The following is a 21646-nucleotide window of genomic DNA, read 5'->3' as shown; positions in this document are numbered from 1 at the left end:
ACTACACTGTCTCCATTAAAATATTATTACTAGCATCAACAATCAAAAGGCTATTCAAGAAATTTTACAAATTTAATTATTTTTAATAATATTCGAAATTATTGGAAACGTGCCCGGCAGCAGGATCTTTTTATCCACCTGCTGCAGGTCGCGCAAGCCGCAAAACGCCATCGTCAAATCGAGTTCGTTGCGGATGATGTCCAGGCATTTGGTCACGCCCGGGCCGCCCATGGCGCCCAGGCCATACAGGAATGGGCGGCCGATGTACACGCCTTTCGCGCCCAAGGCCACGGCCTTGATCACGTCCTGGCCCGAGCGGATGCCGCCATCCATGTGCACTTCGATCTGGCTGCCGACGGCGTCGACGATGGCGGGCAAGGCTTCGATCGACGATTGCGCGCCGTCAAGCTGGCGCCCGCCGTGGTTCGAGACGATCAGCGCATCGGCGCCGCTTTCCACGGCCAGGCGCGCGTCTTCCGGATCCATGATGCCCTTGATGATCAGTTTGCCGCCCCAGCGCTGCTTGATCCATTCCACGTCCGCCCACGACAGGCTCAGGTCGAACTGCTGCTGCGTCCAGGCCGACAGCGACGACATGTCGGACACGGACGTGGCGTGGCCGACGATATTGCCGAAACCGCGCCGTTTCGTGCCCAGCATGCCCGCCACCCAGCGCGGCTTGGTGGCCATGTTGATGATACTCGGAATGGTGAGCTTGGGCGGCGCCGACAGGCCGTTGCGCAAGTCCTTGTGGCGCTGGCCCAGTACCTGCAAATCCAGCGTCAGCACGAGCGCGCCGCACTTGGCCGCCTTGGCGCGGTCGATCAGGCGGTTGATGAATTCGCGGTCCTTCATCACGTACAGCTGGAACCAGAACGGTTTCGTCGTGTTCGCCGCCACGTCCTCGATCGAGCAGATGCTCATGGTCGACAGGGTGAACGGCACGCCGAATTGCTCGGCCGCCTGCGCGGCGAGGATTTCGCCATCGGCGTGCTGCATGCCCGTCAAGCCCGTGGGCGACAGGGCCACCGGCATCGACACGGGCTGGCCCACCATGGTTGACGCCAGGCTGCGGTTTTCCAGGTTGACGGCCACGCGCTGGCGGAACTTGATCTTGGCGAAATCGCTGTTGTTGGCGCGGTACGTCGACTCCGTCCAGGAGCCGGAATCGGCGTAGTCGTAAAACATGCGCGGCACCCGTTTCTGGGCCAGCACGCGCAAGTCTTCGATGCAGGTGATGATACTCATGCGTTTCCTCGGTCGATGGCAAGTCGGACCATGATCGTGCATTTGCCCGCAATTGTCTATCCGGCAGGCAAGCCTGACGCATGGAGCGTGGCTTACCAGTCGCGCGCGCCGAGGATCTGCTCGCCCAGCGCGGTCAGGCGCGCCTGCGGGTAGCGCAGCTTTTCCTTTTCTTCGGGGTCGCCGGGAAACGCGTAGCCCTGCGGCGCGCTGCGCTCGCGCCAGCTTTGCACCCTCCAGTCGCGCAAACTTTGATTGTCTTGCTGGGCCGGCGTAAAGGAAATGTATTGCGCCAAACGCACCTGGTCCGTGGACGTGTTCGGGCGGATGCCGTGCGCCAGCAGGCTGTTGAAGATCAACAGTTCTCCCTTCTTCATGGCGATGAATTCCATCGGATACGGCACCGTCTCCAGGTCCGGCTGCCAGGGGTTGCGGTCTTGCGGCACCGTCTTGCGCCAGCTCAATAAGTTATTGAACAATTCCGGATAGCACTGGAAACCGCCGCTCTCGGGCGAGGTATCGGACAGGGCCAGCACGCCCTGCACGTTGACGGGCAGCGGGTCGAGCGTCGTATCCGCATCCCAGTGGATGAAGCCGCCAAACTTGCGCTTGCCATGGTTCGGCGTGTTCAGGTTGGCGCGGTCGATGGTTACCCACAGATCCTGGCGGTCCCAGATGTCGACAAAGGCGTCATAGACGCGCTGGGTCTGGCGGTTATCCCACAAGGTCTGGTTGTGATAGGCTTCGACCATGCCGGAGCCGTTGAGCTCTTTCATCGCGTGGTCGCGCAATTGCTCCCGGTTCCAGGTGGCAGGATCGTGCTGGTCGAGTCCCTGGAATTCCCACAGGAAATCGGTCGTGCGGCGCACTTGCTCAGGCGACACCGCATCCTTGACGATGACGTAGCCATAGGTTTGCCAATGTAAAAAGTCGCTGGCGGACAGCACGCGCAGGGGCAGCTGCTTTTGGATGTCGCGCAACTGGGTCTGTTCCGTGTAGGCCACGGACGGGTTGCCGGGACGGTCTTCGCCGTACTGGTATGGGTTCTGCATCGCTGTCTCCTGTGTTGGTGTGAGACAGATTGTGCGATGGCACGGCGCCGTAAAATGCGCGCAAGGCAGCCAATACTGATACTATCCTGACCATTGACACCTTCAAAACGTCACAATGACGCCTTTATTCGAACAAGTCACGATTCCGGCGGGCCACTCCTGGGGCTTGCTGTGGCGCGAACTCGATGCCATTCCCTTCCTCTGGCATTACCACCCGCAGTTCGAGCTGACCCTGACGGTCAATGCACGGGGGCAACGCTACATCGGCGACCACGTGGGCGACTTCGAACCGGGCGACCTGGTGCTGCTGGGGCCGAACTTGCCGCACACGTGGTCGGCCAGCGAGCGCATCGATAGCGCGCAGCCGATGCTGGCCGTCGTCGTGTGGTTTTCATTGGAGTGGCTGGAGCGGCTGGCGGCCTGTTTTCCCGAATTGCACGGCGTGCGGCAGCTGGCGCGCCGCGCCGGCCCCGCCCTGCATTTTTCGCCGGCCACGAGCGCGCGCTGCGCTGTTCAGCTGCTGCGGCTGAACGCCCTGCCCGTGCCGCAGCGCTTGCCGCTGCTGCTCGACGTGCTGCTGGAACTGGCGGGCGATGCGGGTGCGCGGCCGCTGGCCTCGATGGCGCAGGCGCCGCTGCCCGATGGGCAGCACCAGCGCATGGCCGGTGTGTTTGACTTCATGCACGCGCATTTCCGGGAAGAAATCGCACTGGAGACCCTGGCGCAAAAGGCGGCCCTGTCGCTGGGCGCGTTTCACCGCTGTTTCAAGCGCCACGCGCATTGCACGCCGGGCGACTACCTGGCCCGTCTGCGCATCGGCCGCGCCTGCCAACAGCTGATCGAAAGCGATCTGGCCATCGCCGTCATCGCGCAAGAAGCGGGCTACCGCAACCTCGCGCATTTCAACCGCCAGTTCCGCGCCGCCAGGCACGTCACGCCGCGCGCGTTTCGCCTGCAGTACCGGCGCGGTGCCACAGGCGCAACATAAATCCGTTCGGAAACGAAAAAGGGGATCAGATTTTACAATCTGACCCCCGATATTCTGGTGCGGCTGGCAGGAATTGAACCCACGACCCCTTGGTTCGTAGCCAAGTACTCTATCCAGCTGAGCTACAGCCGCGCAGGCAAACATTATAGCGTATTCATTTCGCTTTGAAAAGTTCGATTTTTCAATCGCTTAGCTGATTTTGCAGAATACCGCCCCGCATGACCGACTACCTTTTCACCGCCAAAAAGCCGACGCCTTTTTATCGATGGACCCTTCTGCTTTCACAGTGGCATCCAGCGAATCGAGAAGTTGCTGTCTCGAAAGAAGCGGGATTATAGGGACTGCCTTCCAGCCTGTCCAGTGCTATCTGCATGCGGCAGGCAAGCGTGCGGTGGCGGCGTGCCGCTTGGGGCTACAATACCAGCCAGACAGGGGCGCTCGTGCCTCCGCTAATTCATGACGGCTGGCATTTTCATCATGACCCATTTAACTGAGCTTAGCGACGGTGGCCCGGCGGGGCAAGCGCCCGTGCGGCAGCCGCACCGTTCCAGGATTTCCGATGGCCAAGCATGAACGCAAGCAAGATCTGCTTCCCCCATCAGCGCCGCTGAGCCTATCCGACGAGCGCCTGGCCAACTTACTGGAGAGCATCACCGACGGCTTTTGCCTGCTCGACCGCGACTGGAGCATCCGCTATATCAATACGCGCGGCGCCGGCATGCTGGCGCCGCAGCGTCCGCCCGGCAGCCGCCTGTCGGGCGGCAACCTGTGGCAAGCCTGCCCCGCCTTGCAGGGCACGGAACTGGAAGTGCAATACCGGCGCGCCATGGCGCAGCAGCACAGCTGCAGTTTCGAACTGCTGTATCCGCCGCTGGGGCGCTGGCTGGAAGTGCGCATCTTCCCTTCCAGCGACGGCCTGACCACGTATATCCAGGACATCAGCCAGCGCAAGGCGGCCGAGGACAGCCTGCGCCAGCGCGAGGAAGACTTGCGCGCGCTGGCCAATTCCATCCCGCAACTGGCCTGGATCGCCAGCTTCGACGGCACCATTGCCTGGTATAACCAGCGCTGGCACGACTACACGGGCACCAGCGCCGAGCAGATGGCGGGCGACGGCTGGAGCATCGCCTATCACGCGCAGCACCTGCCGCCCATGCTGCAAGCCTGGAAGGCCGCCTTGCGCGACGGCACGCCGTTCGAGATGGAATTTCCCATCCGCGGCGCCGACGGCCAGTTCCGCTGGTTCCTGACGCGCGCCAATCCCGTGCGCGACCGGGGCGGACAGCTGCTGCGCTGGTTTGGCACGAGTACCGACGTCGACCAGGTCAAGCGCGCGCAGGAAGCCTTGCGCGACGAGACGCGCGTGCTCGAATTGCTCAACAACACGGGTGCGGCCCTGGCAGGCACCCTGGACTTGCCGGCCCTGCTGCAGGAAACCGTCGATGCGGCCACGCGCATCAGCGGCGCGCGCTTCGGCGCGTTTTACTACCATGACGATGCGGCCGCGCCCGATACAGACGCGCTCCCCTCGGCGCGCGCCGTCACCGGCCTCAGCCTTCGCCAGGCGGATGCCATGGCCACGGAACTGCGCCAGGGACCGGCCATGCGCCAGAACGACTTGCTGGCGGCGCCCGAGGCCGGCGCCGACGGCGCGCCGCCGCTGCGCAGCTGCCTGAGCCTGCCCGTCAGCTCACGCTCGGGCCTGCTGCTGGGGCGCTTGCTGCTGGGCCATCCGCAGGCGGGCATGTTCAGCGCGCGCAGCGAACGCATCGTCTCGGCCATCGCGGCCCAGGCCGCCGTCGCGCTCGACAATACGCGCCTGTACGCGGCCGCCACGCGCGCCGCCGAAGAGCGCAAGGTGCTGCTCGACAGCGAACGCGAGGCGCGCGCCGAGGCCGAGCGCACGAACCAGCTGAAAGACGATTTCCTCGCCACCCTGTCGCATGAACTGCGCACGCCGCTGTCGGCCATCCTGGGCTGGGCCCAAGTGCTGCGGCGTGGCACGCGCGACCAGGCCGACCTGCACCGCGGCCTGCAAAGCATCGAACGCAATGCGCGCGCCCAGGCGCAGCTGATCGAAGACTTGCTCGACATGAGCCGCATCACCTCCGACAAGGTCATGCTCGACCTGCAGCCCCTCGCGCCCGCCAGCGTCATCGCCTCGGCCATCGAAACCCTGCGCCCGGCGGCCGACGCCAAGCATATCGCCATCCACAGCAGCATCGCCAGCGATGCGGGCAGCATCATGGGCGACCCCAGCCGCATCCAGCAAGTGATCTGGAACCTGCTGTCGAATGCCCTGAAATTCACGCCGCAAGGGGGACGGGTCGAGATCGGCGCGCGCCTCGAAGCGAACCGCCTGGCCATCACGGTGGCCGACAACGGCGTCGGCATCAAGAAAGACTTCCTGCCCCACGTATTCGACCGCTTCCGCCAGGCCGACGCCTCGACCACGCGCCGGCATGGCGGCCTGGGGCTGGGGCTGGCGATCGTCAAGCACCTGGTGGAGCAGCATGGCGGCACGGTCACGGTGAGCAGCGCCGGCGACATGCAGGGCGCCAGCTTTACCGTGCGCCTGCCGCTGGGCACGCCGGCCGCCGCCGCGCGTCAGACGGGCGGCGCCCCGTCCGCCAGCCATGACTTGCGCGGCATCAAGGTGCTGCTGGTCGATGACGAAGCCGATGCGCGCGAACTGACGGCCCGCATCCTGCGCGACCACCACGCCGAAGTGCACGACGCCGGCAGCGTGGCGCAGGCACTGCTGCTGCTGGAACAGGTACAGCCGCATGTGCTGATCAGCGACATCGGCATGCCCGATGCGGACGGCTTCGACTTGCTGGCGCACATACGCGCGCATGCCTCCCCCGCTACCGCCCGCCTGCCCGCGCTGGCGCTGACGGCGTTTGCGCAACCGCAAGACCGCCAGCGGGCGCTGGCCAGCGGCTTCCAGGCCTGGGTCGCGAAACCGCTCGACCCGGCCGAACTGCTGGCGGCCGTGGCGCAACTGGCCGCCGCACGCGTGATGATCCCACCCTGAACAGGGTCATCCGCCGCCCCTAAAAAGATGATACAAAGAAATACATAGTGCTGAACATAATGACTATTTTGTGGTTTAGCCTTCCTACTTTCAGACGCGGCACTGTCCTACAAGCAACTAAGCTGAAGTTTGCTACACTGAAATGCAGAAGCACACCTGCACGGCAGGCAGGAGACAGGCAGCCTTGGCTGCCATCAGTGGCAGAAGCGAGTTCAAGCGCTGTTGTGCGCCCTGTCTTGTTGCAAGGCGCTACTATCTTTCCCACCGCCGTCAGCCGAAACGCTGCGGTAGAAGCCAGCGTTGCATAGACCGTATTAACCGAGACCCTACATGCCCAGCCAAGATGAGATTTTGAAAGCTAAAATTTTGGTCGTCGACGATTCACCCGACAATGTCGACCTGATGCTGGAAATCCTGCGCGATGCCGGCTATACCAATGTCACGGCCACCATGCGTCCGGCCCAGGTCTGCCCCCTGCACCAGGAGCATTGCTACGACTTGATCTTGCTGGATCTGCAAATGCCGGAACTGAATGGCTTCCAGGTCATGAAAGGCTTGAAGGAGATCGAGCATGGCGGCTACCTGCCCGTGCTGGCCCTGACGGCACAACCGAGTTTCAAGATCGCCGCCCTGGAAGCGGGCGCGCGCGACTTCATCAGCAAACCGTTCGACCTGATGGAAGTGCACAAGCGCATCCACAACATGCTGGAAGTGCGCCTGCTGTACAAGGAACTGGCGCAATACAGCAAGCAGCAGCAGGAACTGGCCCTGCACGACCCGCTGACGGGCTTGCCGAACCGGCGCCTGCTGGAAGACCGCATCGGGCATACCCTGCAGCAATCGGCCCGCAACCGCGGCAAATCGGCCATCCTGTACCTGGACCTGGACGGTTTCAAGGCCATCAATGATACGTATGGCCATGGCTATGGCGATGACATCCTGAAAATGGTGGCGGCCCGCCTGGTGGGCGCCTCGCGCAAGGAAGACACGGTGGCGCGCATCGGCGGCGACGAATTCGTCATCGTGCTGGGCAACCTGGCCGGCAAGGGCGACGCGCGCGAACCGGCCGCCAAGCTGATCGAAGTCATTTCCGAGCCGTATTTCATCAACGACCTGACCCTGCGCCTGTCGACCAGCATCGGCATCGCCATCTACCCGGACGACGCCAGCACCGTTGAATCCCTGCTGGGCGCGGCCGACACGGCCCTGTACGAAGCCAAGCGCGCCGGCAAGAACCGCTTTTGCTGCTCGCCCCACGAAGTGATGGCCGCCCAGGTCAACATGCAGAAAAACAGCATCCCCTCGATCGCCTGAGCCAACTTTCCGCGCAGCACGTCAAAAAACCGGCAAGCCTCACGGCCAGCCGGTTTTTTTATGGCAGAGACACTTTATTTCTTGCCGGCCGTCACTTCATGCTGGCCCGCATGCTGGTGGTCCGTTTGCGCATCGACGGTTTCCGGCGACACTTCGATGCGCGTGATGCCGGCATCGACGGAGATCGGGTCGCTGGCGGGGAAGGTCATTTCCACGGCGTCGTCGAGCAACTCTTCCTTGGCCCGTTCTTCGCCGCTCATGCCCTCTTCATCGGCCAGGATGGCCAGCGCGCTGGCCCATTTGACGAAGTTGAGGTTGGACAGTTCGCGCACGGTGGTCACGCCGAACGCTTGCTGCAAGGCCTTGGCATCCTTGGCGCTGACGCCGCGCAAGGCGCTGATGGGGGCGTTGACGATGTCGCGGAAGCTTTTGTCGAGGTATTCCTTGTCGACGATGGTTTCGATATTCATGGCATGTCCTTTCAGTTCGGTAAAGGGCCGGTGCGGCGCCCTGCGCCACGATGGCGGCTATGCTGCATGGGAGAATGCATGGCTCCACTATGGCAGCGCGCGGCGTCCGGGTATGTGCGCAGCCGTACGTAACGACGGGAACGATACCGCTGGCGCAAACAATAAGATTGTCTATAATATAAAAGTGATGGGAGGAGATTAAAATTGCCGAAAAGACAGAAATTTTCCATCCATGCGCCTTGCGATGAAATCCTCATGTATGATCCACCACTTGAATTTGGTCCACCTTTCACCATTCACGGGGCGCTATGTCCGCACAAACAGATCCGAACAAGGAAGCGGCCCAGGCCGATGCGGAACGCGCCGCCGATCTCAGCGAATTGCTGGGTCATGTCAATACCAGCTGGGACAATGAACGGCGCGCCCTGTCGCGCCAGCTGCACGACAGCCTCGGCTCGTCGCTGACGGCGCTGACCATGCATTTGTCGCTGCTGACGCAAAAAATGCCGCAGGAAGCGGCCTTGCTCGACCGCGCGGCGACCATGAAGCAATTGCTGCTGAATGTGATCGAAACGAACCGGCAAATGCAGATGAAGCTGTGGAATGACAAGCTGGAGTTTCTCGGCGTCAATGTCGCGCTGGGCGAACTGGCCACGCAATTTGCCGAACAGCACAAGATCACCGTGCGCTGCAGCTTGCCCGAAGATGAACTGATTTGCCCGCGCAACGTGGGTGTGGCCCTGCTGCGCACCCTGGAAGAGGCGCTCAGCAACATCGCCGCGCACGCCAACGCCACGCAAGTGGACATCATCATCGACGACAATGACGAAGCGCTGATGATGACCGTCAAGGATAACGGCAGCGGCTTGCCGCCCAGCGAGCCGGTCGAAATGAGCAAGCACGGCCTGCGCTCCGTGCGCGAGCGCGTGCACTACCTGGGCGGCAGCCTGAGCCTGGCGGCCAATCCGCAAGGCGGCACGGCCCTGACCGTGGTCTTGCCGCGCATTAGCCCGAAGGAATAGCCACCGCCTTGCCCAGCGTCAAGGGCCGGGGAACGGCAGCGGCTCTGGCGCGCCACCGGCCGGCTGGCCCGTCGCTGCCCATGTGGCAATTACCCCGTGGAAAAAGTTCTGTGCCGACAAGGGTAGCTCGCAGACCAGCGCCACCATGCCATCTGGCGCCTCAGGCATTTCACGGGACAAGTTAAGGCTCACGTCAATATTGCCAAATTGCACCGTTTCTCGGCGCGGGTACGGCCCGTCCAGCGACAGCCTGAAGGCAAGCGGCGTGGACGCCGCATCGGCGGAAACCTGGCACTCCAGCCATGCCTGCCCTGCCCCGCCCGCCCAGGTAACAAGAACAAGCTGGTTGCCGCGCGCGCGCATGCGCCACTGGCCTTCGCCACCCTGAAGGCCATCGCTGCGCTGCGGCGTGAAAGAATCGTGCATGATTGCTCCTGGTAGTGATTGGGCCAGCAATGTCATTCCATAAAGTATAGTTGGCCTGCCGCTCCATCGGGCGGCGCGCAGCGCCTGCACTGCGAAAAAGCATCACTTTATTGCAATTATTGAATGCAAATATCTAAAGAACAGGAGACCGTATGCAAGGCCTTGCCACGACGTGGTTTGTAGTTCTGCTGGGCATGACCACCGCCCAGGCCGCCGAAAAAACCGTGCCGCCGCCGGAAACCGTGGACAAGCTGGCCTGGCTGGCCGGCTGCTGGAACGTCGATGGCGCCGAGCCCGGCTCCGGGGAGCAATGGAGTACGGCTGCCGGCGGCACCCTGCTCGGCACCAGCCGCACCGTCAAGGGCGGCAAGACGACGGCCTTCGAATTCGTGCAGATCCGCCTCACCGAACCGGGCCAGCTGGCCTACATCGTGCAGCCGTCGGGCCAGCCGGCCGTAGTGTTCAACCTGCTGCGCCAGGACAAGCCGAATGAATTCATCTTCGCCAACCTGGACAATGACTTTCCGAGCCGCATCATCTACCGCCGCGACAGCGAGCGCATCTTGCACGCCAGCATCACCGGCACCTTGAAGGGCAAGCTCACCACCATCGCCTTCCCCATGACGCGGGGCCGCTGCGAAGCGGCGCCGATTACGCGCAGCAAATAAAAAGGGGCCTCGCGGCCCCTTTCTGCTCTGATACCAACCAGGTCAATGCAGCTTGACCTGCGGCGTGCTGCGCTTGATCAGGAAACGGCCCATGGCCATGACGGCCGTGCGCACGCTGCCCAGCACGGCGTTGTGGTGCATCAAATGCAGGCTGACATACATCATGCGCGCGACAAATCCTTCGACGAACCAGCTCAGGCCCTTCAGCGAACCCATCAGGGTGCCCACCGAGGTGGTGCGGCCAAACGACACGAGCGAACCGTAGTCCAGGTATTCGTATGGCTTGGTTTGCGGCGGCTTGCCCTTCGCTTGCAGCAGGAACGTTTTCAGCAGGTAATCGGCCTGCTGGTGGGCAGCCTGGGCGCGCGGCGGCACCAGCTTGCCGTCCGGCCCCATGCAGGCGGCGCAATCGCCGAGCGCGAAGATATTCTCATGGCCCTGCACATTGAGCATGCCCGTCACTTCCAGCTGGCCGGCGCGGTTGGTCGGCAAGCCCAAAGTGGACAGGAATTCCGGCGCGCGGATGCCGGCGGCCCACACGCAGATGTCGGCCGCATAGCTGGTGCCGCTGGCCACCGTCACCTTGTCGGGGTCGATGGACGTCACACGCGTATCGGTCACCACGGTGATGCCATGCTGATGCAGCAGTTTCGAGGCGGCAATGGAGACGCGCTCGGGCAGCGGCGCCAGGATGCGCGGCGCCCCTTCCAGCAGGGTGATGCGCACGTCCTTGATGGCGTTGAGATTCTGGAAGCCATACGCGGCATACACGCCGCTCGCTTCGCGCAGTTCGGCCGCCAGCTCGACGCCCGTGGCGCCGCCGCCGATGATGACGATGTCGACACCGGGATGGCCGGCGTCGCCCTGGCGCTGCTCGGCCATGGCCAGCAGCTTGAGCAGGGTCAAACGGAACCGTTCCGCGTCTTCCGTGGCATTCAGGGAAATCGTGTTTTCCTGGGCGCCGGGCACGCCGAAGTAATTCGAGGTGCTGCCCACGGCCAGCACCAGCTGGTCATAGCTGACTGTGCGCTGCGGCAAGAGCTGTTCATCCTTGTCGGTGGCGATGGCGCCCACGGTGAGGCTGTTGCTGGCCGCGTCGAGCGCGATCAGGGGGCCATAGACATAGGTAAAACCATTGTCATGCGCCAACATCTGGTACGACAGGCCCTCTTGATGAATATCCAGGGTGCCGGCCGCCACTTCATGCAGCGAAGGCTTCCAGATGTGATACAGCCGGCTGTCGACCAGGGTCACCTGGCCGGGGCCGAGCTTGCGGCTGAGTTTGCAGGCCAGCTCCAGGCCGCCTGCACCTCCTCCTACGATTACGATTTTACTGTGCAAAGATCCTCCTGCGTGTTAATCCCTGTGCCCGTTGCCGTTGCCGTGACCATTGCCATTACCGTGGCCCTTGCCCGGCTTGTTGTCATGCTTGTCGCGCTTGTCATCATGCTTGTCGAAGTGCTTGTCATGCTTGTCGTCATGACGGCCGCGGTCGCCATAATCGGGACGGCCATGGTCGCCATGTTGCTGGCGATAACGGGGCACATATTGGTTGTTATACCAACTATCTTGGACGAAATATACCTCTTGGTTACAGGCATTATACTTGCGGCAGTGCTTGGACCAGTTTTTCGCATGGCCGGGCGGCACGCGCAAATAGATGGGGCGGGCCGAATAGTATTGCGGGCGCTGCACGATGACGGGCTGGGCGTAGATCAATTGCGGCGCGGGATAGTCGCCGATGTCGAGGCGTCCGTAAAAGCCTGGCTGGCCGACGGTGACGGAGACGCCAACCTGGGCGACAGCAGCGGTACCTGCCGACAGCAGGACGGCGGCGAGAATGAGGGTTTTCATGGGGACACTCCTTTTATCAGTTATGCCGCAATTGTAGACCTTGTGTGACCAACTGTTTGTTCGCAAGGACACATAAGGACTGCCGTGGCAATCTCACCACAGCTTGCCCAAAGGCACTACCAGGCCGCTGAACAGCGACCAGCCCGGCGACGCCGCCGTCAAGCCGCGCGCCATGCCGATATCGATGGCCAGCCGGGGCGTGGGACTGTAGGTGGCCGCCAGCAGCAGTTGCGCCGTGGCTCGTGCGCCGCGCAGGCGCGTGCCCGACACTTCCGCCGTGGCGCCCCAGCGCTCGCTGACGGGCGTGGAAAAGGAGGCCGCCCAGCCCGTCTGCACCCGGCCCGTGCCAGGGTCGGATGCGCCCAGGCGCGTGGCGTTCAAATTGGCGTCCATGTGCACGGCGCCCAGGTCGCGGCTGAGAATGCCGTTCAGCGACACGTCGCTCTTGCCGCTGCCGATGCTGTCCTTGGCCGTGGGCAACTTCCAGCCCAGTTCCAGGCCCAGCGCCGTGGCGCTGTCGAGCACAAAGGCGCGCTTGAGCACGAGCGTCGTGTCGCCCACGCCCGTCTCGCGCCGGCCCGTGTCGTCGCGCGCGCGCACAACACCCTCGCCTTCGAGCAACACGCCCCATTCGGGCGTGAACGCCAGCTTGAAGGTGTAGGGCAGGCTGGCGCGGCGCGTATCGTCCGTTTTCGACAACAGGCCGCCCGCCTCGAATTCCAGCTGGCCCGGCACGGGCAGCTGGGCGGGGCTGGCCACCGAAGGACGGTAAGGCAGGACGGCATCGCTATCCTGCGCCTGCGCCAGGGGCGCCAGGAACAGCAGCAACAGGGAGAAACGGAAGGACGGCAGGAAAGGAGATGGCATGGGGAACCCGGAAGTGGCAAACGCGCAATAGCGACAGCCTACCACCGCCGCGCCGCTTGCGCCCGGTCCAGCCGCCGTCAGGCCAGGCGCCGCACGCCCGGCCTGGCCGCTGGCGCGGGCCGGCGCAGCGGCGTGACATTGCTCGACGCCGGCACGGCGATGCCCTCGGCCTGGGCATGCAGGCGGAACACGCCCACCAGCTCCGTCAGGGTCTGCGCCTGGTCCTGCAGCGATTCGGCGGCCGCCGCCGCCTCCTCCACCAGAGCCGCATTCTGCTGCGTTACCTGGTCCATCTGCAGCACGGCCTGGTTGACTTGCTCGATGCCGGCGCTCTGTTCCGCGCTGGCGGCCGTGATTTCCTGCATGATGTCGGCCACCTGGCGCACGCTGGTGACCACTTCGTCCATCGTGTGCCCCGCGTCGCGCACGAGTTTGGCGCCCACGGCCACCTGCTCGACGGAGTCGCCGATCAGGATCTTGATTTCCTTAGCGGCACTGGCCGAGCGCTGGGCCAGGTTGCGCACCTCGGCCGCCACGACGGCAAAACCGCGCCCCTCCTCGCCCGCCCTGGCCGCTTCCACGGCCGCGTTCAGGGCCAGGATATTAGTCTGGAAGGCGATGCCGTCGATGACGCTGATGATGTCGACGATCTTGCGCGACGAGGCATTGATCGATTCCATGGTCTGCACCACCTGCCCCACCGCAGCGCCGCCCTTGCCGGCCACGTCGGACGCGGCGCCGGCCAGCGCATTGGCCTGGCGCGCATTGTCCGCGTTCTGCCGCACGGCCGAGGTCAGCTGCTCCATCGACGACGCCGTTTCTTCCAGCGAACTGGCCTGCTCTTCCGTGCGCGACGACAGGTCCAGGTTGCCCTGGGCGATTTCGCTCGACGCCGTATGGATGGTGTCCGTGCCTGAACGGACCTGGCTGACGATGCCCACCAGCTTGTCGCGCATGGTTTTCATGGCAAACAGCAGGCTGGCGCTGTCGTGGCTGGCCGTGCGGATCTCGACGGTGAGGTCGCCCTCGGCAATGGCGCCGGCGATCTTCACGGCATACGCCGGCTCGCCACCGAGCTGGCGCGTCAATCCCCGGGTGATCAGCGCGCCCAGCGCCAGGCCGACCGCCACACTGCCCAGCACCAGGGCGAGCATGAAGCTGCGGCTGGCCTGGTACACGCCGGACGCCTGCTCGGCGGCCGCCTTGGCGCGCGCTTCCTTCTGCAGCGAGAGCTTGTCCAGCACACCGTCGAGTTCGTCCGCATGCTGGCGCGTCTTGTTGAGCAGTTCGACCAGTTGCGCGCTGCGCTGGGCCAGCGGTTCGCCGGCCGCCAGGGTCAGTGCCTGCTGCATGGTGGCAATGTACTCGGCTTCGACAGTGGCGAAGCGGGCAAACAGTTCCTTGGCCGCTTGCGTGACGAACAGCGGTTCCGCCTTGGCAAGGTAACTTTTATTTAATTCGAGAAATTTGGCGATGTCGGCCTGGCGCGTGGCGCGCTCCTCGGCGGTCGTGGCCAGCAAGAAATTGCTGCGCGCGCGGCCCACCTTGATCAGGGCGATATTGGCTTCCTTGATGTACGACAGGCCCAGCAATTCATGGTTGTACATCTGCCCCGCCATGGTGTCGATCTTGCCCATGTTGAAGATGCCGATGCCGGCCACGATGGCGCCCAGCAGCGCCACGCAAAAGAATGCCGCCAACAGGCGCGTGCCCACCTTCATCCGATTCAACATGATTCCTCCGATGGCCTGGCGGCCGATACGCAACGGGACCTCAACTTGAATATAAAGAAAAAAGCAGGAGGAAAATGCTCGGATTGTCACTAAACAACAATTCATTGATTTATAGCAACATGCAAAACGGCTTGCCGTGCTAGGCAAGCCGTTCCGGCAGGTGCTTAATGGGCCAGCTTAATGGCCCGTGTGCGCGCCAGGCTTGCGCACCGTCATCTCCACGCCGCCTTTCACCAAGGGCTTGCCCGCGCCCTGGCCGCGCACGGCTTCCGGCAAGGCGCCCGTCCATTCATACGCCACGCTGCCGGCCGGATGCTTGTACCAGCCCGGGTCGCGGTAGTCGCCGGCTTTTTGGTCCTTGCGCACTTTCACCGTGGTAAACATGCCGCCCATGCCGATGGCGCCGAAGGGGCCGTCGCCGGCCATCATCGGCAAGGTATTGTCGGGAATCGGCATCTGCATCTCGCCCATGTCGGCCATGCCCCGCTCGCCCATCACCATGTAGCCGGGCACGAGCTGGTTGACCTTCGCCGCCACGCCCTGGTGGTCAACGCCGATCATGGTCGGTACGTCATGCCCCATGGCATTCATCGTGTGGTGCGACTTGTGGCAGTGGAAAGCCCAGTCGCCCAGGTCCGTGGCCGTAAACTCCACGGCGCGCATCTGCCCTACGGCCACGTCCGTCGTCACTTCGGGCCAGCGCGACTCGGGACGCGTCCAGCCGCCATCCGTGCCCGTCACCTCGAATTCGTGGCCGTGCATGTGGATCGGGTGATTCGTCATGGTCAGGTTGCCCACGCGCACGCGCACCTTGTCGCCCTGGCGCACGACCATGGGATCGATGCCGGGAAAGACGCGGCTGTTGAAGGTGAACACATTAAAATCCGTCATGGTCATAATCTTCGGCGTGTAGCTGCCCGGATCGATGTCGTAGTTGCTGAGCAGAAAGACGAAATCGCGGTCCACCTGCATGAAATGCGGGTCTTTCGGGTGCGTCACCCAGAACCCCATCATGCCCATGGCCATCTGCGTCATTTCATCGGCATGCGGGTGGTACATAAAGGTGCCGGGCCGCTTGGCAACAAATTCATACACGAAAGTCTTGCCGGGAGGAATGCCCGGCTGGGTCAGGCCCGTGACGCCATCCATGCCGTTGGGCAAGCGCTGGCCATGCCAGTGCACACTCGTGTGTTCCGGCAATTTGTTGGTGACGAAGATGCGCACGCGGTCGCCCTCCACCACTTCGATGGTGGGACCGGGCGACTGGCCGTTGTAGCCCCACAGGTTCGCCTGCATGCCGGGCGCCAGTTCGCGCACGACGGGTTCGGCCACCAGGTGGAATTCCTTGACGTTGTTGTTCATGCGCCAGGGCAAGGACCAGCCATTCAAGGTGACGACGGGGTTGTACGGCCGCCCGTTCGGCGGCGGTGGCGGCGCCTTCGTCTCCGCGCCGGCCATGCTGACCGCTTCCGGCAACGACGCCGCACCCACGCGGCTGACCGCAGCCGCACTCAGGGCGACGGCGCCCGCATTCATGAAAAAGTTTCTACGTGTAATCATCATTATTCCTTGTTGGCAAGACCGCTGCCGTTGATGGCGCCTTGCAGTTCAGTTTGCGCGATCCAGAAATCGCGCTGGGTCTCGATGGCGCTGTTCACGCTGGCAACTTGCTCGCGCGCGTCGGCCAGCAGCTCGAACACGCTGGCCAGCATGCCGTTGTAGCGCAGCAATACTTCATGCGAGATCGTCTTGCGCAGCGGCACGACTTCATCGCGGTAGTGGCGCGCCAGGTCGTAGGCCGTGCGGTAGCTGGAATACGCTTCGCGCACTTCCGAGCGTGCCTTCACCGCCGTGCCCGCCGTGCGCTGCAGCGACTGCTCGTACAGCGCTTGCGCCTTCGCATTGCGCGCCGTACCCCAGTCGAACAGGGGCAGTTCCAGCGACACCTCATAGCCGTTTTCGCGCGGCGCCTCGCTGCTGCTCTTGTTGGTATAGCCCACGTCGAGCACATTGACGAAACCCGTCACCTTGGACAGGCCCAGCGCGTCGGCCGTCGCATGCGCGTCGAGTTTCGCTCTTTGCACGTCGAGGCGCTGCTCCATCGCCTGCGCCTCGATATTGCCGGCGTCGGCCGGCTGGGCCGGCAAGTCGGGCAAGCGCGACGGTAAAGTGAACGCCGTCTGCTTGCCCCACAGGCCCAGCAAGCGCGTCAGGTGTTCGCGCTTGGCCGTGGCCTGGTGGCGCGCGCGGGCCAGGTCGCCGACGGCGTCCGCGTAAAACACTTGCTGGCGCGCCTGGTCGAGGCGGCTCCAGTTGCCCGCCTGCTGCAAGCGCGTGGCCAGTTCGGCGCCCGCCTCGGCCGACAGCAGCGCGCGCTGCATGAACGCTTCCGTCTGCACGGCGGCCACGGCATTGAAATAGGCGCGGCGCGTCTCAAGCGCCAGCTGCACGGCGCTGCCGGCGGCCTGCAGCTTGGCTTGCTCGAAACGGCCCCGCTCGATGTTCACGCGCAGCGGCATGGTCAAGAGGCCGGCCAGGTCGAAGCTGACGCCACGGTCGATTTCATTGCCATGGCTACCGTGCGAGCGGCCGAACGACAGGCCGGGATTGCGCAAGCGCCCCGCCTGCACCAGGTCCGCCTCGGACGCGCCCAGTTCGGCCAGCGCCACCTTCATGCCGTGGTTGTTCATCAGGGCGATGCGCACGGCGCTGTCGGCATCCAGGGGCTGGGCCAGCAGGGACGCCAGTTTTTCCTCGCCGCCCTTGTCCGTCAATGCCGCGGGGGCGCCCGTGCGGACGTCCGCCAGCGCGGACACCGTCTGCATGCCGCCATCGGGGCTGAAGCTGGCGCAGCCGCCGAGCAGCAAGGTAGCCGCCAGCGCCAGCGGCGTGAGGCAAGTTGATTGAGAGAAACGGGTCATGTCAATGTCCCTCATGCTGGTGTTGCGGGGCGGGCTGGGCATCGGGCCTGGGGCCGGGCTTTTCCATCGGCATGGTGTGCCCTTCCATCTTGTGGCCCTTCATCTTGTGGCCTTCCATCTTCATCATGCCCATGTGGCCGCCGGCCTTGCCGACTTTGTCGTTGACGGCGCGCCAGGTCTGGTCGGGCGTGGCGTCCTCTTCGGCGGCGGGACGGTAGCCAGCGAAGGCGGAACGGTAAGTGGTGGCCGGCACGGACGCTTGCGCCTCTTGCGGAGCGGACGGGGATTGCGCTGCGGCGGCCAGCGGCAGTACAGCCAGCACGAAGCTGAACAGGTGTTTCATGGTATTCCTTGAATGACGGGTATGGCGCGGCGGGCGCGCGGCTGGAACGTTGGCGCGGCCGGAACAAGGTGCACGATACAAGCTGCAGGGACGTGCGACGGCGGCGCCGCCAGGTTCAACGGGCGGTCAGGCGGAGCGCGTGCTTCTCGGGGGACGTTCGGGGCCAGGCGGGATATGCCCGGCGAACAGGGAATCGGGCGCCAGCGCCGGGGGCGGCGCGCGCAGGGTCAAGGCGTGCAAGGCAGGCATGCCGGGCGGCGCCGTGGCGCCCACGGTGCAAGCACCATGATTGCTGCAATCGTGGCCATGGTGGGTGGCGCCGCCATCGTCCATGGCCATCTTCATCGGCTGGCCTTGCATGTGGGACATGCCGGCCATGTCACCCATGTCATGGCACTGGGGCGCCTGCATGGCCTCGGCGGCGACCGTGACCGCTGCCGCCAGCTCGTCCACGCAGCAGCTGCGCATGGCCGACGCAAAGCCCTGCAAGGGCAAGGTGACGACCAGCAGCCAGAGCAGCGAGCGGGCGAGTGAGCGGAAAAAGGCGCGGTTCATGGCAGGACTATAAGCCTTCCCACGCGAGGAAGGTCAAGCCCCTATTTGCGCCCGCCGCCTTGCGTCAGCCAGATGACGTAGGCGCCGTAGTAGCCCTGCCCCTCCAATATGACCTGGCCCTCGGCAAAATGGATTTTCTCCACTTTATTGACGGTAAAATACGCGCGGCCATCGGCCGCCTCCACGTCGCCCAGGCAACGGGCGCGGGGCCGGCAGTAGCCGCTGGCGCGCCCGATGGCCCACATCAGGTCGCCGATCATGAAGTCGTACATCATTTCGGCCAGCAACGGCCGGTGCCCCGCCAGCATGGCCGTGATATCGGGGTAGCCGGCGTCCCTGAGCTCGGGCAAATCGCTTTCCTCGTACTGCAGATCGTCTTCACGGCAATCTTGCACGAAACTGTTGAACGGTTCGTCGAGCAGTCCCGCCAGCCCCGCTTCCGGCACGCTCAGGCGGAACGGGTGCAGCGGGAGCACGCTGTGCTGGCCGTAATTGAGTTCGCGGCAGTCGAGCAAGGCCAGCGGGTGCGGCTGGCCACCGACCTCGCAGCGGATGCCGGAGGCCAGCGCCATCAGCTGCCCATCCCCGCCGCCCGCATCAGCAGGCGCATTGCCCAGGCGGCCAGGCCCAGGGTGGCCACGCTCGCCAGCCAGATGCCGGCCATCCACGCCAGTCGCTTCCGCCATGATTGTTGCCCTTGTTCAAATTGTTTCATCAATGATAGCCATCTTCCGGCAAGACTTTGCCACGAAACACATAATAGGACCACACCGTATACATCAGGATCACGGGAATGATGAACAGCGCGCCCACCAGGGTAAAGCCCTGGCTTTGCGGCGGCGAGGACGCCTCCCAGATCGATACCGACGGCGGAATGATGTTGGGCCACACGCTGATGCCCAGGCCCGTGTAGCCGAGGAAGACGAGCGCCAGGGTGCACAGGAACGGCGCCGTTTGCCGGCCCCGCCGCAGGGAGCGCAGCAGCAGCCAGCCCGCGCCCGCCACCAGCAGCGGCACGGGCAGGAAGAAGAACAGTTGCGGCAGCGCAAACCAGCGCGCGGCGATGGCCGGATCGACCAGCGGCGTCCAGACGCTGATGATGGCGATCACGCCCAGCAGCAGCCACACCAACACGCGCGTGACGCGGTAGGCGTGCGCCTGCAAGCCGCCCTGCGTCTTCATGATCAGCCAGGTGCTGCCCAGCAAGGCATACGCCGCCACCAGCCCCGCGCCCGTGAACAGGGAAAACGGCGTGAGCCAGTCCAGCGCGCCGCCCGCGTAGCTGCGGCCCTCCACCGGCATGCCCTGGATGTAGGCGCCCAGAGTCACGCCCTGGAAGAAGGCGGCCGCCACCGAGCCGCCGATAAATGCCTTGTCCCACACATGGCGCTCGTGTTCGCGCGCCTTGAAGCGGAATTCGAAGGCCACGCCACGGAAGATCAAGCCCATCAGCATGAAGCTGAGCGGCAGATAGCAGGCGCTCAGCACCACGGAATAGGCGAGCGGAAAGGCGGCCAGCATGCCGGCGCCGCCCAGCACCAGCCAGGTTTCGTTGCCATCCCAGACGGGCGCGACCGTATTCATCATCACGTCGCGTTCGCTCTTCTCCTGAAAAAACGGGTACAGGATGCCGATGCCCAGGTCGAAGCCATCCATCACCACATACATCATGATGCTGAACAAGATAATAATGGCCCACAGTAGTGGCAGATCAATGCCCATGCGAATTTCCTCCTTGTGCTGCAGACAGTGGCCGCGCGGGTGTACGTTGCTGGCCCGGTCCGCCGTGCTCGACGCGCTCGCCCTCATGCGGCTGCGGCCCCACGCGGATCAGGCGCAGCAGGTAGCCGATGCCCGTGCCGAAGACGGCAAAATAGATGATGACAAAGAACACCAGGGTGATGCCCAGCTGCGTGGCGCCGTGCGCCGAGACGGCGTCTTGCGTGCGCAGCAAGCCATACACGGTCCACGGCTGGCGGCCGATTTCCGTCGTGTACCAGCCGGCCAGCATGGCCACCAGGCCGCTCGGTCCCATCCACAGCGCGCAGCGCAGGAACAGGCGCGAGCGCCACAGGGTGCCGCGCCAGCGCAGCCACGCGCTCCAGATGCCCAGCGCGATCATCAGCATGCCCAGGCCCGCCATCAGGCGAAACGACCAGAACACGACGGCGGAAGGGGGCCGGTCGCGCGGCGCGAAGTCCTTCAGGGCGGGGATCGTGCCATTCCAGTCATGCGCGAGGATCAGGCCGCCCAGGCGGGGGATTTCCACCTTGTACAGGGTTTCCTCGCGCTCCATGTCGGGCCAGCCGAACAGGATCAGCGGCGTGCCCTCGCCGCCCTTGTTTTCCCAGTGGCCTTCCATGGCGGCCAGCTTGGCCGGCTGGTGCTCCAGCGTGTTCAAGCCGTGCAGGTCGCCGATCACGGCCTGGATGGGCGCGACGACCAGCAGCATCGACAGGCCCATGCTCATCATCTTGCGGATGGCCGCATTGTCGTTGCCGCGCAGCAAATGCCAGGCGGCCGACGCCACCACCAGCAAGGCCGTGGCAAGGAAGGCGGCCACGCTCATGTGCAGCAGGCGGTACGGGAACGATGGATTGAAGATGACGGCCAGCCAGTCCACGGGCACGATCCTTCCGTCGATGACTTCATGGCCCTGCGGCGTCTGCATCCAGCTGTTCGAGGCGATGATCCACGTGGCCGAGATCAGGGTGCCCAGCGCCACCATGGACGTGGCGAACATGTGCAGGCCCGGCCCCACGCGGTGCCAGCCGAACAGCATCACGCCGAGGAAGCCCGCTTCCAGGAAGAAGGCCGTCAGCACTTCATAGGCCAGCAGCGGCCCCGTGATGCTGCCCGCGTAATCGGAAAAGAAACTCCAGTTGGTGCCGAACTGATAGGCCATGACGAGGCCGGAAACGACGCCCATGCCGAAATTGACGGCGAAAATCTTCGACCAGAAGTGGTACAGGTCGCGGTACACGGCGTCCTGCGTGCGCAGCCACGCCGCTTCCAGCACCGTCAGGTAACTGGCCAGGCCGATCGTGATGGCAGGAAAAATGATGTGGAATGAGATGGTGAAACCGAACTGGACGCGCGCCAGTTCCAATGCCGTAAGCCCTAACATGTGTTGCCTTCCCGACGCATGACG

The 21646-nt window shown here is 64.0% G+C and carries 21 protein-coding genes and 1 tRNA gene; 5 read left to right on the top strand and 17 right to left on the bottom strand.

Annotated elements, in window-relative coordinates; all coding sequences use genetic code 11:
* Positions 1 to 72 precede the first annotated feature (72 nt).
* Together AC07X6_RS25610 and AC07X6_RS25605 are read right to left on the bottom strand one after the other, a co-directional pair.
* A complete protein-coding gene (locus AC07X6_RS25610; RefSeq protein ID WP_494792814.1) occupies positions 73 to 1248 on the bottom strand; it encodes an alpha-hydroxy acid oxidase in 1176 nt (391 codons plus the stop codon).
* 92 nt (positions 1249 to 1340) lie between these two features.
* Entirely contained in the window at positions 1341 to 2297 is a 957-nt protein-coding gene (locus AC07X6_RS25605; protein WP_494792813.1) for a phytanoyl-CoA dioxygenase family protein, read from the bottom strand.
* A 115-nt stretch (positions 2298 to 2412) separates the two neighbouring features.
* Between AC07X6_RS25605 and AC07X6_RS25600 the strand changes: the two genes are divergently transcribed.
* Positions 2413 to 3285: a helix-turn-helix domain-containing protein gene (locus AC07X6_RS25600; RefSeq protein WP_494792812.1), complete on the top strand. Its 873-nt coding sequence runs from the start codon at positions 2413 to 2415 to the stop codon at positions 3283 to 3285.
* Between the two features lie 55 nt (positions 3286 to 3340).
* Here AC07X6_RS25600 and AC07X6_RS25595 read toward each other — a convergent pair.
* Positions 3341 to 3417, bottom strand: a tRNA-Arg gene (locus AC07X6_RS25595).
* A gap of 427 nt (positions 3418 to 3844) precedes the next feature.
* Here AC07X6_RS25595 and AC07X6_RS25590 point away from each other — a divergent pair.
* Both AC07X6_RS25590 and AC07X6_RS25585 read left to right on the top strand, forming a co-directional pair.
* On the top strand, positions 3845 to 6322 hold the full coding sequence (locus tag AC07X6_RS25590; protein WP_494792811.1) for a hybrid sensor histidine kinase/response regulator: 2478 nt from the start codon (positions 3845 to 3847) through the stop codon (positions 6320 to 6322).
* A 330-nt stretch (positions 6323 to 6652) separates the two neighbouring features.
* Positions 6653 to 7636, top strand: a complete 984-nt coding sequence (locus tag AC07X6_RS25585) for a GGDEF domain-containing response regulator (RefSeq protein ID WP_230540732.1) — start codon at positions 6653 to 6655, stop codon at positions 7634 to 7636.
* A gap of 74 nt (positions 7637 to 7710) precedes the next feature.
* Here the strand turns inward: AC07X6_RS25585 and AC07X6_RS25580 are convergent, their stop codons facing one another.
* Positions 7711 to 8106, bottom strand: coding sequence for a hypothetical protein (locus AC07X6_RS25580; protein ID WP_230540731.1), 396 nt, complete (start codon positions 8104 to 8106; stop codon positions 7711 to 7713).
* A gap of 308 nt (positions 8107 to 8414) precedes the next feature.
* Between AC07X6_RS25580 and AC07X6_RS25575 the strand changes: the two genes are divergently transcribed.
* A complete protein-coding gene (locus AC07X6_RS25575) occupies positions 8415 to 9128 on the top strand; it encodes a sensor histidine kinase (protein ID WP_494792810.1) in 714 nt (237 codons plus the stop codon).
* An 18-nt stretch (positions 9129 to 9146) separates the two neighbouring features.
* Here the strand turns inward: AC07X6_RS25575 and AC07X6_RS25570 are convergent, their stop codons facing one another.
* Positions 9147 to 9554, bottom strand: coding sequence for a hypothetical protein (locus AC07X6_RS25570; protein ID WP_494792809.1), 408 nt, complete (start codon positions 9552 to 9554; stop codon positions 9147 to 9149).
* A gap of 152 nt (positions 9555 to 9706) precedes the next feature.
* On the opposite strand from AC07X6_RS25570, the gene AC07X6_RS25565 reads away from it, so the two are divergent.
* Positions 9707 to 10222 (top strand): DUF6265 family protein, encoded by a 516-nt coding sequence (locus tag AC07X6_RS25565; protein ID WP_494792808.1) that lies wholly within the window; start codon positions 9707 to 9709, stop codon positions 10220 to 10222.
* A gap of 42 nt (positions 10223 to 10264) precedes the next feature.
* On the opposite strand, the gene AC07X6_RS25560 is transcribed toward AC07X6_RS25565, so the two are convergent.
* From AC07X6_RS25560 to AC07X6_RS25505, 12 genes are all read right to left on the bottom strand, one after another.
* Positions 10265 to 11563, bottom strand: coding sequence for an NAD(P)/FAD-dependent oxidoreductase (locus AC07X6_RS25560; protein ID WP_494792807.1), 1299 nt, complete (start codon positions 11561 to 11563; stop codon positions 10265 to 10267).
* Positions 11564 to 11578: 15 nt separating this feature from the next.
* On the bottom strand, positions 11579 to 12076 hold the full coding sequence (locus AC07X6_RS25555; RefSeq protein WP_494792806.1) for a hypothetical protein: 498 nt from the start codon (positions 12074 to 12076) through the stop codon (positions 11579 to 11581).
* A gap of 93 nt (positions 12077 to 12169) precedes the next feature.
* On the bottom strand, positions 12170 to 12943 hold the full coding sequence (locus AC07X6_RS25550; RefSeq protein WP_494792805.1) for a transporter: 774 nt from the start codon (positions 12941 to 12943) through the stop codon (positions 12170 to 12172).
* Between the two features lie 77 nt (positions 12944 to 13020).
* Entirely contained in the window at positions 13021 to 14676 is a 1656-nt protein-coding gene (locus AC07X6_RS25545) for a methyl-accepting chemotaxis protein (protein ID WP_494792804.1), read from the bottom strand.
* A 177-nt stretch (positions 14677 to 14853) separates the two neighbouring features.
* Complete coding sequence (locus AC07X6_RS25540; RefSeq protein ID WP_494792803.1) at positions 14854 to 16236, bottom strand: multicopper oxidase family protein; 1383 nt, start codon at positions 16234 to 16236, stop codon at positions 14854 to 14856.
* Between the two features lie 2 nt (positions 16237 to 16238).
* Positions 16239 to 17597, bottom strand: coding sequence for a TolC family protein (locus AC07X6_RS25535; protein WP_494792802.1), 1359 nt, complete (start codon positions 17595 to 17597; stop codon positions 16239 to 16241).
* A 1-nt stretch (position 17598) separates the two neighbouring features.
* A complete protein-coding gene (locus tag AC07X6_RS25530) occupies positions 17599 to 17940 on the bottom strand; it encodes a hypothetical protein (RefSeq protein ID WP_494792801.1) in 342 nt (113 codons plus the stop codon).
* Positions 17941 to 18066: 126 nt separating this feature from the next.
* Positions 18067 to 18495: a hypothetical protein gene (locus AC07X6_RS25525; protein ID WP_494792800.1), complete on the bottom strand. Its 429-nt coding sequence runs from the start codon at positions 18493 to 18495 to the stop codon at positions 18067 to 18069.
* A gap of 41 nt (positions 18496 to 18536) precedes the next feature.
* Positions 18537 to 19067 carry a hypothetical protein gene (locus AC07X6_RS25520; RefSeq protein WP_494792799.1) on the bottom strand — a complete coding sequence of 177 codons (531 nt, stop codon included), beginning with the start codon at positions 19065 to 19067 and terminating at the stop codon, positions 18537 to 18539.
* The gene (locus tag AC07X6_RS25515; protein ID WP_329958067.1) at positions 19067 to 19159 is read right to left on the bottom strand and encodes a DUF2474 family protein; all 93 of its coding nucleotides are present in this window, start codon (positions 19157 to 19159) and stop codon (positions 19067 to 19069) included. The genes AC07X6_RS25520 and AC07X6_RS25515 overlap by 1 nt, the downstream gene beginning before the upstream one ends.
* Positions 19160 to 19209: 50 nt before the next feature.
* The gene (gene cydB / locus AC07X6_RS25510) at positions 19210 to 20217 is read right to left on the bottom strand and encodes a cytochrome d ubiquinol oxidase subunit II (protein ID WP_494792798.1); all 1008 of its coding nucleotides are present in this window, start codon (positions 20215 to 20217) and stop codon (positions 19210 to 19212) included.
* On the bottom strand, positions 20207 to 21622 hold the full coding sequence (locus tag AC07X6_RS25505; protein WP_494792797.1) for a cytochrome ubiquinol oxidase subunit I: 1416 nt from the start codon (positions 21620 to 21622) through the stop codon (positions 20207 to 20209). The genes cydB and AC07X6_RS25505 overlap by 11 nt, the downstream gene beginning before the upstream one ends.
* Positions 21623 to 21646: the final 24 nt, after the last annotated feature.

This window comes from Janthinobacterium sp. GW460-12-1-14-LB5, from assembly GCF_059423585.1.
The sequence above is the reverse complement of the archived record's forward strand: the minus strand, read 5'-3'. Positions and strand labels throughout refer to the sequence as shown.